Source organism: Streptomyces sp. BI87 (assembly GCF_025957665.1).
GTDB lineage: Bacteria > Actinomycetota > Actinomycetes > Streptomycetales > Streptomycetaceae > Streptomyces > Streptomyces albidoflavus.
Genome location: NZ_CP110079.1, coordinates 6690643 through 6704302 on the forward strand (window position 1 = coordinate 6690643; position 13660 = coordinate 6704302).

At 73.5% G+C, this 13660-nt stretch carries 12 protein-coding genes and 1 pseudogene; 11 read left to right on the forward strand and 2 right to left on the reverse strand.

All coding sequences use genetic code 11. The annotated features are described in order from the left end of the window. Window positions 1-165: 165 nt before the first annotated feature. Complete coding sequence (locus tag OIM89_RS29455) at window positions 166-333, reverse strand: hypothetical protein (RefSeq protein ID WP_162911630.1); 168 nt, start codon at window positions 331-333, stop codon at window positions 166-168. A gap of 368 nt (window positions 334-701) precedes the next feature. On the opposite strand from OIM89_RS29455, the gene OIM89_RS29460 reads away from it, so the two are divergent. The 6 genes from OIM89_RS29460 to OIM89_RS29485 all read left to right on the forward strand — a co-directional run bounded on the left by OIM89_RS29460 (window position 702) and on the right by OIM89_RS29485 (window position 7418). After that, the gene (locus tag OIM89_RS29460) at window positions 702-1799 is read left to right on the forward strand and encodes a radical SAM protein (protein WP_030696845.1); all 1098 of its coding nucleotides are present in this window, start codon (window positions 702-704) and stop codon (window positions 1797-1799) included. After that, window positions 1796-2530 (forward strand): iron-containing redox enzyme family protein, encoded by a 735-nt coding sequence (locus OIM89_RS29465; protein WP_175457289.1) that lies wholly within the window; start codon window positions 1796-1798, stop codon window positions 2528-2530. The genes OIM89_RS29460 and OIM89_RS29465 overlap by 4 nt, the downstream gene beginning before the upstream one ends. Continuing rightward, the gene (locus OIM89_RS29470) at window positions 2527-2733 is read left to right on the forward strand and encodes an aroma-sacti cluster domain-containing protein (RefSeq protein ID WP_030696847.1); all 207 of its coding nucleotides are present in this window, start codon (window positions 2527-2529) and stop codon (window positions 2731-2733) included. Before OIM89_RS29465 ends, OIM89_RS29470 begins: the two co-directional genes overlap by 4 nt. Window positions 2734-2824: 91 nt before the next feature. Next, window positions 2825-5968, forward strand: a complete 3144-nt coding sequence (locus OIM89_RS29475; protein ID WP_264491753.1) for an adenylate/guanylate cyclase domain-containing protein — start codon at window positions 2825-2827, stop codon at window positions 5966-5968. Window positions 5969-5971: 3 nt separating this feature from the next. Then, window positions 5972-6847 (forward strand): S8 family peptidase, encoded by an 876-nt coding sequence (locus OIM89_RS29480; protein WP_030696849.1) that lies wholly within the window; start codon window positions 5972-5974, stop codon window positions 6845-6847. Next, the gene (locus tag OIM89_RS29485) at window positions 6831-7418 is read left to right on the forward strand and encodes a GAF domain-containing protein (protein WP_030696850.1); all 588 of its coding nucleotides are present in this window, start codon (window positions 6831-6833) and stop codon (window positions 7416-7418) included. Before OIM89_RS29480 ends, OIM89_RS29485 begins: the two co-directional genes overlap by 17 nt. 109 nt (window positions 7419-7527) lie before the next feature. Here OIM89_RS29485 and OIM89_RS29490 read toward each other — a convergent pair. Then, window positions 7528-7710: pseudogene (locus tag OIM89_RS29490) on the reverse strand (hypothetical protein); the annotation flags it as partial. Window positions 7711-8244: 534 nt separating this feature from the next. Here OIM89_RS29490 and OIM89_RS29495 point away from each other — a divergent pair. The 5 genes from OIM89_RS29495 to OIM89_RS29515 all read left to right on the forward strand — a co-directional run bounded on the left by OIM89_RS29495 (window position 8245) and on the right by OIM89_RS29515 (window position 13658). Continuing rightward, window positions 8245-8994 (forward strand): SDR family oxidoreductase, encoded by a 750-nt coding sequence (locus tag OIM89_RS29495; protein WP_030696852.1) that lies wholly within the window; start codon window positions 8245-8247, stop codon window positions 8992-8994. Window positions 8995-9088: 94 nt separating this feature from the next. Continuing rightward, on the forward strand, window positions 9089-9403 hold the full coding sequence (locus tag OIM89_RS29500; protein WP_030696853.1) for a nuclear transport factor 2 family protein: 315 nt from the start codon (window positions 9089-9091) through the stop codon (window positions 9401-9403). Between the two features lie 101 nt (window positions 9404-9504). Further along, window positions 9505-10380 (forward strand): LysR substrate-binding domain-containing protein, encoded by an 876-nt coding sequence (locus tag OIM89_RS29505; RefSeq protein ID WP_030696854.1) that lies wholly within the window; start codon window positions 9505-9507, stop codon window positions 10378-10380. A gap of 542 nt (window positions 10381-10922) precedes the next feature. Continuing rightward, window positions 10923-12164: an NAD(P)/FAD-dependent oxidoreductase gene (locus tag OIM89_RS29510; protein ID WP_217465911.1), complete on the forward strand. Its 1242-nt coding sequence runs from the start codon at window positions 10923-10925 to the stop codon at window positions 12162-12164. 315 nt (window positions 12165-12479) lie between these two features. Next, on the forward strand, window positions 12480-13658 hold the full coding sequence (locus tag OIM89_RS29515; protein WP_226964887.1) for an aromatic ring-hydroxylating oxygenase subunit alpha: 1179 nt from the start codon (window positions 12480-12482) through the stop codon (window positions 13656-13658). The last annotated feature ends 2 nt before the right edge of the window (window positions 13659-13660 follow it).

Here is a 13660-nt window from a genome sequence, read left to right on the forward strand (position 1 = left end):
CGGCTCCCGTGGGGTCGGGTCAGGTCAGGAGGGGGCGCAAGGGCTCACAGGGAACGCGGCAAGGGCCCGGGGAGGGGCCGTGACGTCCGGTGGGGCGGTCTCCGTGGGTCCGGAGCCGCCCCATCCGGCCGGGCGCCACGCGGTGGCGGGCGCCCGGCCCGGACGTCACTTCTGGTTCTCGACCACGCTGAGGACGCTGATGCAGTTGCCGTCGGCGATGTGCTCCTGGTCCACCGAGGTGGTGCCCTGCAGGTCCAGGACCGACGCGCTGTGCGCCTCGACCTCGGGGGACTCGACGGTCTCGGGGGTCTCGGGGTTGGTCTTCTCGGACATGGTGGTCTCCGTCCACTCGTGGGGTGTCGCGTCGGATGCGCCGGCGAGCGGGAAGCGCCTCACCGGCTTCGGCGTGCCGTCGGCCTGCCGATGACCAGAACGTTAGGAAGCCCGTCCCGGCTAACGCCTCGCCGCCGGTATGGCATCGCTTAACCCCCAGCCAGCGGGGGCTTTCCCTGCCCCGCCGGGAGCCCGGACGCTTCCCCGGCCCGGGCCCCTCGCGCCCCGGGCCTCGGCCCATACCGTTCGCCAACCGCTTCCGGACCGTTCGCCAACCCCGGCGCGCGAAGCTCCTGCGGTACGGGTGACGCCCGCGCGGCCCGCCGTGCGGACCTGGCCCGCCGCGCGGGCGGCGGAAGGAGCGACGTATGCGACTCGCGGAGATCATCGGCCTGCGGCCCGAACCGGCGGCCGGCGTGCTCGTCACGCTCACCCGCCGCTGCCCGCTGAGCTGCGCCCACTGCTCCACCGGCTCGGGCCCGGACACCGGCGAGCGGCCCGCCCCCGGCGACCTGCGGCGTTTCGTCGCCTCGTTCACCCCCCGGGACCGCCCGGACGTGATGATGCTGACCGGCGGCGAGCCCCTGCTCATGCCCGGCCTGGTGCGCGAACTCGCCCTCTCGGCGAAGGAGAAGGGGACGCGCACCGCCGTCCTCAGCGGCATGTTCTTCGCCCGCGCCCGGAGCGTACCGAGGGCCGTGCTGCGCGCCGCCGCCGCCGTCGACCACTTCTCCGCCAGCCTGGACCTCCACCACGAACGCGAAGTGCCCCGCGCGGCCGTCTTCGCCGCCCTGCGCGCCCTGGGCGCGACTGGTACGCGCGTCAGTCTCCACCTGACGGGCACCGGACCTGACGACCCCTACCTGGCGGAGGCCACCGCCGCCGTGGAGCGTGAGTTCGGCGGCACCCTGCCCGTCCTGGTCAACGAGATCAGGGCCTTCGGCCGCGCCGCGACCTGGGCCCGTCCGGCACGCGCCGTCGGCGTGGACGGCGCGGCCGCCCCGGCGCCCTGCGCGATGGCCGCCTGGCCGGTGGTCGCCTTCGACGGGACCGTGCTGGCCTGCTGCAACCAGCACACCGTCGACCGCCGTCCCGTACCGCCGCACCTGCGCCTCGGCCACATCGCCGAGGACAGCTGGGGCACGGTCCGCGCCCGCGTCCTCGATACACCCCTGTTGCGGGCGGTCCGCACCGTCGGCCCCCTCCACCTCAGGGCACGCCACGCCCCGGACGCGCCCCCGGCCGCCTCCTACTGCGACGCCTGCCGTCGGCTCTCCGCGCTTCCCGGTGCCGTCGCCGCCGCCGAACGGACCGCGTCCGGGGCGGCCGGCGCCCTCCTGGACCTCACCGTCGGGCGGGCCCGGCGCGCCCACGGCCCCACCGCTCTGGTCCGCGCCCACGGCTGTGCCGCGTACGCCGCCTGGGTGGAGCGGCCCGAGCCCGGCGAACAGGAGGCCCCCCGGTGAACACCAGCTCGGCCTCGGGCCGTCTGCGGGCCAAACTCTCGCTGGTCGAGGCGGGGCCGCACGGCGCCACCGCCGCCCTGTGGCGGGCCGGCCGTCCACGGGAGCGCTACCTGGCCTACCTCGTGACGATGCACCAGGTGATCAGGGCCTCCGTGCCGTTGATGGAGCGGGCCGCCGAAGTCGCGGACCGGGCCGCACCGCGTGGCGCCGACCCGCTCGCCGCCCCCCTCGCCCGGTACCTGCGGGCCCACGTCCTGGAGGAGACCGGCCACGACGCCTGGCTGCTGGAGGACCTGGCCGCCGCCGGGGTGGACACGCAGGCCGTGGCCGGGGCCGTCCCCCCGCCCGACGTCGCCGCGCTCACCGGTGCCCAGTACTACTGGGCCGAGCACCACCACCCGCTGGCCCTCGTCGGCTACATCGCCGTCCTGGAGGGACACGCGCCGGCCGCGGGGCTCGGCGCCGCGCTGGCCCGGCGCACCCGCCTGCCCGAGGCCGCCTTCCGTACGGTCCAGGCCCACGCGCAACTCGACGCGGGCCACGTCGACGACGTGTACGCCCTGCTCGACTCCCTGCCGCTGACCGGACGGGACGAGGCGCTCCTCGCTGTCAGCGCCCTGCACACCGTGGACGCGCTCACCCGTATCTTCGTCCGGCTCGGGCGCCGCGCACCGGCCGACGTGCCGCTGCGGGAGACCGGACGGCCCACACCGACGGGAGGTCCCGGATGACACCACCACAGCGACCCGATCTGCTGACCCGGCTGCACGAGGCAGGGTTCGCGGTCGACCTGCTCACCGAGGAGCAACGCGAGGTCCTGACCGGCCTGGAGCCGGAGGAACTCGCCGTCCTGCTCGACATCAAGGGACGGCTCGACGCCGTCGGCCCGGAGGTGCAGGCGCACGGCGAGATCGCGGGCGGCGCCCTGTTCTGACACCCGTCGGTCCCGGCCCGCACCCGTGGGCCGGGACCGGCGCGTCGACGCCGCCCGCACGACACCGTCCTGCCAGGAAGGACCCCGAGAGATGACCTGCTCCGCGTGCCACCAGGGGCTCCCCACGGACGCCCGGTTCTGCCCGGCCTGCGGGACGCCCGCCGCCCCCGGCGCCGAACGGCCCGTGCCGGCCGCCGCCCCCGTTCTGCCGCTGCCCGAGGACAAGCGCAAGCCGGTGACCGTGCTCTTCTGCGACATGGTCGGCTCCACCGCGCTCTCCGGCGCCCTCGACCCGGAGACGCTGCGCACCGTCACCCTGCGCTGGTTCGGGCTGATGAGCGCGGAGATCGAGGCGCGTGGCGGGACACCGGAGAAGTTCATCGGCGACGCCGTCATGGCGGTCTTCGGCGTCCCGCACGTCCACGAGGACGACGCCCGCCGGGCGCTCGCCGCCGCCCTCGGTATCCGCGAGGCGCTGGAACGCTTCAACGCCGAACTGGAGCAGAGCCTCGGCCTGCGCATCGGTGTCCGGATCGGCGTCAACACCGGCCAGGTGGTGGCCGGTTCGGACGCCACCGCCCGGCAGGCGCTGGTCTCCGGCGAGACGGTCAACGTGGCCGCCCGGCTGGAGCAGAACGCCGGACCGGGGGAGATCCTGATCGGCCCGCAGACGCTGAGCGCCGCCGGCCCCACCGTCTCCGTCGAGGAGGCCGGCCCCCTCGCCCTCAAGGGCAAGGCCGACCGCGTCCCCGCCTACCGGCTCCTCGCCCTCGGCGCCGACGACCCCGAACTGTTGCGCCGCTTCGACGTCGCCTTCGTCGGACGCCGCGCCGAACTCGCCCGTCTGGCCGAGGAGGCGGAGGCCGCCCGCCGCGGCGCCCGGCTGCTCCACCTGGCGGGCGAGGCGGGCACCGGCAAGACCCGGCTGGTACGGGAGTGGCGCAGCCGCGTCAGCGGCTCCGGCCGCCCCGTGCACGGCGCCGGACGCTGCCGCGACTACGGCGACCACGGCTCTCTCGCCCCCCTGGCCGAAGCGGTGCGCACGATCCTGGCGGAGGCACCACGGTCCGCGGACGGCCACCAGGACGATGCCGCCCTCGGCGTCCTGGCCGCCGGACTGCTCGACGACGGCACGCCCAACGTCCCCCTGGAGGAGATGTGCGCGGCCCTCGCCGCGGTCCTCGCCCGCACCGCCCGCACCTGCCGCCCGGTCCTGTTGCTCGACGACTGGCACTGGGCCCCGCCACTCCTGGTACGCGCCGTCGAACTCCTCCACTCCCGGCTCGGGGAGGCTCCGGTACTGATCGTCTGCGTCGGCCGCCCCGGCGGCGCCGCCCCGCCCGCCACCGCGATTCCGCTCCGCCTGGAAGGGCTGGACCGCGAGGAGTCGGCCCGCCTCGCCGCCGAGCTGACCGGGGCGCCGGACGCTCCGGTCGCCGCCCGGCTGCTCGACCGGGCCGAGGGGAACCCGCTCTACCTGGAGCAACTCCTGCTGCCCGCCGACGACACACCGGCGCTCCCCGGCGACGAGCTGCCCCCGACCCTCCAGGCCCTCCTCGGCGCCCGGATAGGCGCCCTCAACCCGGCCGAACGCTTCGTCCTCGACATCGCCTGCGTCGTCGGCCGGGAGTTCGACCCCGTCGAACTGGCCCGCCTCGCGGCCACCGCCCCGGGCACGACGGCCCCGCCGGACGGCGAAGAGCCGCCCACCGTCGTGCCGGTGCTCCAGCGCCTCCGGCGACGCCGCCTGGTCGAACCGGTCGGCACCGGCCCCCGTGGCCCGTACCGCTTCGCCGGCGGCCTGGTACAGGAGGTGGCGTACGCCTCGCTCTCCAAGCGGGCCAAGGCGGAACGCCACGAACAGGCATCCCGGCTGCCGAGCGTCACCGCGGCCGGGGACGCCGCCGTCGGTGGTCACCTGGAACGCGCCTGCCGTCTCCGGGCCGCGCTCGGCCTCGTCGACGACCGGACCGCCCTGCTACGCGCCCGGGCCGCCACCGCACTCGGCAGGGCCGGTGCCCAGGCCGTGGCCCGCTCCGACCTCACCTGGGCCGACAGCCTGCTGGGCCGCTCCGTCGAACTGGCCGAGCCCGACGCGCCCGGCGCGGTCACGGCCCTGCGCCGCCTCGGCGAGGTACGCGTCGCGCTCGGCCGGACCGAGGAGGGCGCCGCCCTGCTGCGCCGGGTGGTGACGGAGGGAGCCGCCCCGGTCGAGGCCGCCCACGCCCGCCTCGCCCTCGCCGTCCAGGACCCCGGCGCCGCGCTCGCCTCGGTCGCCCGTGCCGTGCTGCCCGTCTTCGAGGCGGCCGGTGACCGGGTCGGCCAGGCTCGCGCCCGCCTCCGCCTCGGACAGCAGCGCCAGTCCACCGGACGCCACCAGGAGGCCGACCGCGAACTGGTCCGTGCCCTGGACCAGGCGGTCGCCGCGGGCGCGGAGCCCGAGCGGGCGGCGGCTCTGGGAGCCGTCGGCGTGTCGTTGTGGCGCGGGCCCGAGCCCGTCGCCGCCGCGATCCACCGCTGCCGGGCCCTGCTCACCGCTCACGGCGGTGGCCGGCCCACCGTCGGCGTCACCCTCAACTGTCCGCTCGCCGTCCTCCTCGCCCTGGACGACCGGCCGGGCGAGGCACACGCCGCCCTCGGCGAGGCGGCCCGGCTCGCCGCCGAGCTGGCCTACGCCGAGGCCGGTGTCTTCCTGCCGGTCTTCCGGGCCACCGTCACCGCCCTGGCCGGACGGCGCGCCGAGGCCCTGGGGCTGCTCGCCGGCGCCGACGCAGAGGCGGAACGGCTGGGCGCGGGCGGGATGCGGGTCGCCATCGCGCTGGAGGCCGGGCGGCTGCTGCTGGACGAGGGACGCGTCCCCGAGGCGGCCGAGCGCCTCCTCCCGGCCACCCGGGCCGACGCGCTCGCCCGCGCCGACACCGTCGACCTCGCCGGGCTGCGGGCCCGGCTGGCCGCCGCCGACGGACGGGGCGAGGAGGCACTGGCCGCCGCCGACGAGGCCGTGGCCACCGCCGCGCTGTCCGACTCGCCCCTGCTGCGGGCGACGGCCGCCCTCGACCGCGCCCGCGTCCTCGCCTCGCTCGGCGCTCCCGCCCGGGCCGGTGCGGAGGCCCGCCGCGCCGAGGAGCACTTCAGCGACAAGGGCCACCTGCCCGGGGTACGGGCCGCCCGCACCCTGCCGGTCGGCCTCGTAGCCGTCCAGGCCCGTACGACCACGACCGAGAAGGCGAGTTGACCCATGGGGACGACCACCACCGGGGCACCGCCCGGCACCGCGTTGACCTGGAGCCTGCGCGGGCGGGGCCCCGACGACCTGCCCGTCGTCGCCGACCCCGCCGTGCCGGACGGCCCCGCCGAGGGGGCCGGGCGCGGCGTGCGGGTCTGCGTCGTCGACTCCGGCGTGGAGCGGGACCATCCGCTGGTCGGGCCGCTCGCCGGCTCCTGGGTGGTCGTCAAGGACGGGGCCACGGGCGAGGCGGAGGTCCTTCCCACCACCACCGGCGACACCTGCGGCCACGGCACCGCCTGCGCCGGCATCATCCGCCGCACCGCGCCGGAGTGCGAGATCACCAGTGTCCGGGTGCTCGGCGAGCGGTTCTCCGGCACCGGGGACGTGCTCCTCGCGGGGTTGCGGTGGGCCGTCGACCAGGGATTCGACCTGATCAACCTCAGCCTCTCCACCACCCGCACGCGGTTCGCCCACCACCTGCACGAACTGGCCGACCGCGCCTACTTCGCCCGGACGGTGCTCGTCGCCTCCGCCCACAACACACCGGTGGAGAGCTTCCCCTGGCGGTTCGCCTCGGTGCTCTCCGTCGGCAGCCACCAGGAGGACGACCCCGTCCACCTCTACAACCCGTCCCCGCCGGTCGAGTTCTTCGCCCCCGGCCAGAACGTGACCGTGCCCTGGCTGGGCGGCGCCACCATCCGCACCACCGGCAACAGCTTCGCCACCCCGTACATCACCGGTCTCAGCGCGCGTCTCCTGTCGGCCCGTCCGAGGATGACGCCCTTCCAGCTCAAGAGCGCCCTCTATCTGTCCGCGGCCAACGTGACGCTCGCGCCGCGGCACCACCTTCCGGCAGGAGAGGCATCCGATGACTCCGAGAACTGAACCCTTCACCGCACCGGTCCCGCTTCCCGGCGGTGCCGGTGACGCCCGGCGCCGCGAACTCCTCCAGTCCGTGGTCGAGGTGGCGCGCGCCATCTTCGGCGCGGCGGCGGGCTCCGTCCTCCTCCTCGACGAGGAACGCGACGAACTCGTCTTCGCGGCCGTCTCCGGCGAGGGCGAGGAGTTCCTGGTCGGCCGCAGGTTCCCGGCGGGCAGCGGCATCGCCGGCTGGGTCGCCACCTCGGGCGAACCGGTCGTCGTCGACGACCTCACCGCCAGCCGTTCCTTCGACCGCTCGGTCGCCGAGTCCACCGAGTACGTGCCGGACGCCCTGATGGCCGCCCCCCTGGTCAGCGACGGCCGGGTGCTGGGGGTCCTGGAGGTCCTGGACCCGTCCCCCCAGGCCCGCTCCGGCCTCCCCGAACTCGACCTGCTGGCCCTCTTCGCACGCCAGGCGGCCACGGCCCTGCGGGTGGTCTCTCCCGACCCTCCGGCAGCGCTTCCCCCGTCCCGCCGTGCGGACGCCCTGCGCCTCCTCGGCAGCCTGGAACAACTCCTGCGCGAATCCGCCTGACCTGTGTCCGCGGCACGCGGGCCCCCGGCCCACCCGCCCGGTGAGGGTGACCGTGGTGCCGGGGCCGAGCGCCGGTACGAAGAGGCGGCGGAACAGAACCGGGCGTGGGTCAGGCGGAAGCCGGAACCGCGCACTCGGTCTGGGAGGACCGGCGGCGCAGCGCGGCTTCCGCCGGCAGGCCCACGGAGAGGACGGCCAGCAGGGGCTGCGGAGGAGCCCAGCAGCTCATGGCGCCCGAGGCGCCGAGCAGCACGAGGACGAGTTTGTTGCCCACGGGGCAGCCGACGGCGAAGAGCAGCCGGGCGAGCGGGGAGCGCCGTCGTGGCGCTGCGTGGCCCGAGCGGTGAGGACCTTCTTGCCGCACGGCGCGGCCGTCCCGTGGGGCGCTTCGACGGACGCGGAGAGCTGAGTGAACTCGACGGCGGACGGCCCGGCGGGGGAGCTGTCCCGCTGCGCGTGGCCGACCACACACATCAGCGCCACGAGGGCGACCAGGAGAGACAGAGCGGCGGGGGCCACGGTGAGCACCGCTCCGGGCCGCCTCGCCGCCGCTCCCCGCGTGGTCGAAGGTCGCGGCCACTCCAGGCCAGGTGCTCCGGGAGCGGCGGGCCCCCGGTCAGCCGGAGCGGGTGAGGGGTCCGCCGCGCCAGGCAGGGGCGTGGCAGCCGGGGCCGTCCCCGGTGAGCCGGTCCGCCGGCCGGGGTACCGACGGTGTTTGTGGAGCGACCCGAAACTTCTGTTACCCGATGCCCGGAATGTCCGCCTAGTCTCGCCAGTAGTGAGTGATCGAACCGATCGTCGGCGAAGACGCGAGGGAGTACGGAGCATGGCTGGGAACACGTTGCGGGACAAGGTCGCCGTCGTGGGCGGTGGCGAGAAGAACCTGGGCGGGCTGGTCAGCAGGACGTTCGCGGAGGCCGGGGCGAAGGTGGTCGTGCACTACCACAGCTCCGAGAGCGAGGCCGGGCAGACGGTGAAGGCGATCGAGGAGGCCGGGGGGCAGGCCGTCTCCGTGCAGGGGGACCTGACGAAGGTCGCCGACGTGCGGCGCCTCTTCGACACGGCGGTGGACACCTACGGTGGCGCGGACATCGCGGTCAACACCACCGGGATGGTGCTGCGCAAGCCGATCCTGGAAACCACCGAGGAAGAGTACGACCGCATGTTCGGCGTCAACGCCAAGGCGGCGTACTTCTTCATCCAGGAGGCCGGGCGCCGGCTGAACGACCACGGCAAGATCATCAGCCTGGGTACGTCCCTGCTGGCCGCCTTCACCGACGGCTACTCCACCTACGCCGGAGGCAAGGCGCCCCTGGAGCACTTCACCCGTGCGGCGGCCAAGGAGTTCGCGGAACGCGGGATCTCCGTGAACATGGTGGCTCCGGGGCCGATGGACACGCCGTTCTTCTACGGCCAGGAGACCCCGGAGCGGGTCGAGTTCCACAAGTCGCAGGCGATGGGCAACCAGCTCACCCAGATCGAGGACATCGTCCCGGTGATCAGGTTCCTGGCCACCGAAGGCTGGTGGTTCACCGGCCAGACGATGTTCCCCAACGGCGGCTACACCACCCGCTGACCCCGTGCCGTTCCGGCGGGGCGCGCCGGCTCCGGCCTCGGTGCGACCGGGCACGTCGGGGTCGACGCCCTGCGGACCACACCAGGAGGAATCGATGACCGTACGACCGAGTGACCCCGCGGTGGCCGCCTTCGTCGCGGCCGTCAACGCGGGCGACAGGGACGCCTTCCTCGCCGCGCTGACCGAGGACGCCACCATGTCCGACGACGGCACCGAGCGTGACCTCTCCGCGTGGGCGGAGCGCGAGATCTTCTCCTCGAACGGCCGCATGGACGTCGAGGACGTCTCGGCCGACGGCCTGACTCTGACGGCCACGTACACCAACGACACCTGGGGCGGCATGCGCACGCGGTGGGCCTTCACGGTCACCGACGGACGCGTCAGCCACTTCGGGACCGGCCAGGCCTGAGGGACCCGTCCGGCCCCTCGGCCTCAGGCGCGGCCGCCGTGGCTCCGTGCCACGGCGGCCGCGCCTCCTGACCATCCACCACCGAGCCGAGAGGCGTGGAGGTGCGCCTGGACCTGAACAAGCTCGACCACCTGATCGCCGTCGCCGAGGAAGGCAGCGTCACCCGCGCCGCCGCCCGGCTCCACCTGTCCCAGCAGGCCCTGTCGACCTCCATCCGGGTTCTCGAACGCGAGGTCGGAGTGCCGCTGCTGGAGCGCGGCACCGCGGGCGTCACCGTACTGCCCGCCGGAGCGGCCCTGCTCGAGGACGCCCGTGTCCTCAACGGCATGGCCCGGGCCGCCCTGCGCCGCGCCCGGCAGACCGGACGGGGCGAGACCCGGACGCTCCGCCTCGGCCACACCCCCGCCGTCACCGGCGACGAACTCGTCACCCTGCTCGCACCGGTGACCGACGCCCACCCCGACGTCAGCCCCGAGATCCACCAGCGCTACCCCTCCGAGCTGACCGCCGCTCTCCTCGCCGGCGACCTCGACATCGGCCTGTGCCGCGGAATGGCACCCGCCCGCGGCCTGGCCCGCACCACCCTCGGCCACCAGCGCCTGCACATCGCCGTCGCCTGCGACCACCCCCTGGCCGCCCGCACCTCCGTGGCGCTTCCCGAACTCGCCCACGAGTCCTTCCTGGTCTGGGGCGATCCCGGCCGCTCCGGTTACACCGACCTCCTCGTCGACCACTGCCGGGACGCGGGTTTCGAGCCGGAGACCGCACGCACCCTCCGCCAGGGCACACCCCCCGTCACAGCCGTCATCGGCACCCGCCACATCGCCTTCGTCACCACGCCACCAGGCCCCGCGGCAGGCGGCAAAGCGCACGTCCTTCCCCTCGAACCACCCCTTCACGCGCCCCTTCACGCCCTCTATCTCCCCCACACCACCTGCCCCAGCCGCACCACCTTCCTCACTCATGTCAGGCTGTGAGTACACCCCTCGAAAGCCGAAAGGCCATCGCCTCACCCACCTCGCGCCGGCCGGGGCGGCAGGGGAGTGCTGAAGCGCCGTCGCCCTGGCGGGTAATAGTTAATTCGAGGCGTGAAATGAACGATTAATTACTCGGCTGACTTCACCTTGGTAGTTGGACATTGGCGGCAGCGGGCAGAAGCGGAATAGCCGCTTCTGCTTTACCTGTACTTTGCGTGACGCGTGGGCGAATGGTCGGCGGATGTGACTGAATCGCCTGACTGAATGAGTGTGACGCAGGTCACAGTATTCAGGGGTGCGCGCCGGGGTCATACGGTGCCCAAAGGGTGCATAAGGCCGACGTTTGATTTCGTGCGAGCGGAGGAGTGTCCATGTTGGGTATCCCGCCGTCGCGGCAGCCGAATTACCTGCCCCCTGGCGTCTATTGACCTTTAGTTGGAGATCCTCATAGCCTCCTCGCCAGTGCCGCGGTCCGTTGGCCGGGAAGTGCCGGCGGAGCGGAGGGGCGGCCGTGTGGGCTCGATCCGATTCTTGGGGGACGCGTGTACGACGTCATTGTTGTGGGTGCCCGTTGCGCGGGATCGCCGGTAGGAATGCTCCTTGCCCGGCAGGGCCACCGGGTGCTCGTGGTGGACCGGTCCTCTTTTCCCAGCGACGCCGTCTCCACCCACTACATCCACCAGGCGGGACTTCTGAAACTCCGCGAGTGGGGGCTGCTCGACGAGATAGTCGCCGCCAAGACCCCGGAACTGAAGAAGATGCACTACTCCTACCGGGGCATCCACCTCAACGGCTTCGCGGCCCCGGTCGACGGCCTCGACGCCGTGTACGCTCCCCGCCGCCGCGTCCTGGACGAGATCCTCGTCAACGCCGCCCGCCGGGCCGGCGCCGAGGTGCTCGAAAGCTTCACCGTCACCGACGTGGTGGCCGTCGAAGGGCAGGTCGTGGGCATCCGCGGCCGCGAAGGCGACGGACCCGAGCGGGAGTTCCGCGCCACCGTCGTCGTCGGTGCCGACGGCTTCCACTCCACCGTCGCCAAGAAGGTGGGGGCCGAGCTGTACAACGTGCGTCCCGCCGCCGGCTTCATCTACTACTCGTACTACAGCGGGCTCGACTGGGGACTGCACCACAAGGCCGGGCTCAACGAGCAGTGGTTCGGCACCTGGCCCACCAACGACGACCTGAGCATGCTGGCCGTCATCTGCTCCCGCGCCCAGCTCAAGGAGTTCCGCCAGGACGTGGAGAACCGCTTCCACGCCGTCTTCGACGACGTGGACCCGGACATGGGCGCGCAACTGCGTGACCTGGGCAGGCGCGAGGAGGACTTCAAACCCATGCGCTACCCCGACAACTACTACCGTCGCCCCTACGGCCCCGGGTGGGCCCTCGTGGGCGACGCCGGGTACCACAAGGACCCGTACACCGGCTGGGGCATGACCGACGCCTTCCTCCACGGCGAACTGCTCGCCGACCGCCTCCACCAGGGGCTCGCCGGTGAGCGGCCGATGGACGAGGCCCTCGCCGAGTACCACAAGGTGCGCGACGAGGAGAGCGCCGGCGTCTACGACTTCACCACCACCCTGGCCCCCCTCACCGAACTCCCGCCCTTCTTCCGCGTCACGATGGACGCGATGAGCAAGAGCCAGGAGTGGACCGACCGGATGCTCGGGCTGATCGGCGGCGTCGTGGAGGACCACGAGATCTACGCGCCGGACGCCCTGGAGCGCCTCTACGACGACGCCGGCGTCCCCCAGGACCGGCGGATCTACGACCCCGCCGGCTGACTGGTCCCGCACCTCCGGGCCCGGCGCTGTCGCGGCCACGCGGACGCGTGGCGCGCGAGCCCCCACCGGCACCACCGCCCGCCCGGCGACTTCGCCACGGAGCGGCGCCCACCCGTCGACACGCTCCGCCCGGGCCGCCTGCCGTACCGCCGCGCCCACCTCCCCCTCCCCCCGGCCCCGGCCGGCCCTGCCCACAGGCGGCGAGCGCTCCGCTCGGCCGCCACGCCGCACGGGACGAGGGGAAGGCCGTCCGTCCCCGACCGCGGCGGCCCCGCCACCCGCCTTCACGCACCTCACCCCGAGGGAGCCCAGCAGATGACGCGTGCGTCCAGCATGTTCCAGCTCATCAGTGAACAGGCCGAGCAGCGGCCGTACTTCGAGACCGGCGGCATCGGCCGGTCGCACGAGTTCTACACCGGTGAGGAGCAGCACCGGCGGGAGATGGCCCGCATCTACGGGCGCCGCTGGCTGCCGGTGGACCACGTCTCCCGGCTCAAGGAGAAGGGCTCCTACACCACCCTGAACATCGGCACCGGCTCGGTGCTGCTGCTCCACGGCGACAACGGCATCCAGGCGTACCACAACTACTGCAGGCACCGTGGCTACAAGCTGGTGGAGGAGGCGGCGGGGAAGCGGCAGAGCCTCGTCTGCCTCTACCACTGCTGGGTGTACGACCGGAACGGCGCGCTCAAGAGCTACAACGGCACCTACTTCGACCACTTCTTCGAGAAGGAGAAGAACGGGCTGCTGCCCGTGCGTACCGAGATCCGGCACGGCGTCGTCTTCATCGCCTTCTCCGACGACGCACCCGACCTCGACGAGTCCCTCGGCGAGTTCGGCGAGTTCGCCCGCGTCTACGAACTCGCCGCACTGGAGTGTGTCCAGGCCAAGGACTACCCCGTCGCCTCCAACTGGAAGCTCGTCGCGCACAACGTCAACGAGAGCCTGCACTTCCCGACCGCCCACAAGGACCTGCACCGCATCACCGACTTCGACGACGCGGGCACCTATGACCTCAAGGGCGACCTCGTCGGTGCCTGGCAGTCCATCCGGGGCGGCTTCAACTCCGTCTCCATGACGGGACGCAGCGGGCGCGAACCGATGGCGCTGGTTCCCGAGGCCGACCGTCGGCGGATCAACTGGATCACGATCCTGCCCAACCTGCTCTTCGGCTTCACCGCCGACTACGTGATGATGCAGTGGGTCTGGCCGGAGAGCCCCGGCACCTGCGTCGTGCGGCACTTCTGGCTCTTCCACCCCTCGGAGACCGCCAAGGACGACTTCTCCCACGAGGCCGTGTTCGCCCTCTGGGACAAGGCGAACTACGAGGACTGGGAGATGTGCGAGCGCACCCACCGCGGTCTCTCCAACCCGCAGTGGACCCCCGGCCAGCTCTCCCTGGACGAGGAGGTCGTCTCCCAGATCGACGCCTGGGTCGCCGCCGAGACCGCCGGACCGGACCACTCCGCCGAACCCGTGACGGCCGAGGGGTGACC

Excerpts from the sequence above, each read along its gene's own strand:
- OIM89_RS29455 (WP_162911630.1), bottom strand. The coding sequence starts at position 333 with ATGTCCGAGAAGACCAACCCCGAGACCCCCGAGACCGTCGAGTCCCCC.
- OIM89_RS29460 (WP_030696845.1), top strand. The coding sequence starts at position 702 with ATGCGACTCGCGGAGATCATCGGCCTGCGGCCCGAACCGGCGGCCGGC.
- OIM89_RS29470 (WP_030696847.1), top strand. The coding sequence starts at position 2,527 with ATGACACCACCACAGCGACCCGATCTGCTGACCCGGCTGCACGAGGCA.
- OIM89_RS29475 (WP_264491753.1), top strand. The coding sequence starts at position 2,825 with ATGACCTGCTCCGCGTGCCACCAGGGGCTCCCCACGGACGCCCGGTTC.
- OIM89_RS29480 (WP_030696849.1), top strand. The coding sequence starts at position 5,972 with ATGGGGACGACCACCACCGGGGCACCGCCCGGCACCGCGTTGACCTGG.
- OIM89_RS29485 (WP_030696850.1), top strand. The coding sequence starts at position 6,831 with ATGACTCCGAGAACTGAACCCTTCACCGCACCGGTCCCGCTTCCCGGC.
- OIM89_RS29495 (WP_030696852.1), top strand. The coding sequence starts at position 8,245 with ATGGCTGGGAACACGTTGCGGGACAAGGTCGCCGTCGTGGGCGGTGGC.
- OIM89_RS29500 (WP_030696853.1), top strand. The coding sequence starts at position 9,089 with ATGACCGTACGACCGAGTGACCCCGCGGTGGCCGCCTTCGTCGCGGCC.
- OIM89_RS29515 (WP_226964887.1), top strand. The coding sequence starts at position 12,480 with ATGACGCGTGCGTCCAGCATGTTCCAGCTCATCAGTGAACAGGCCGAG.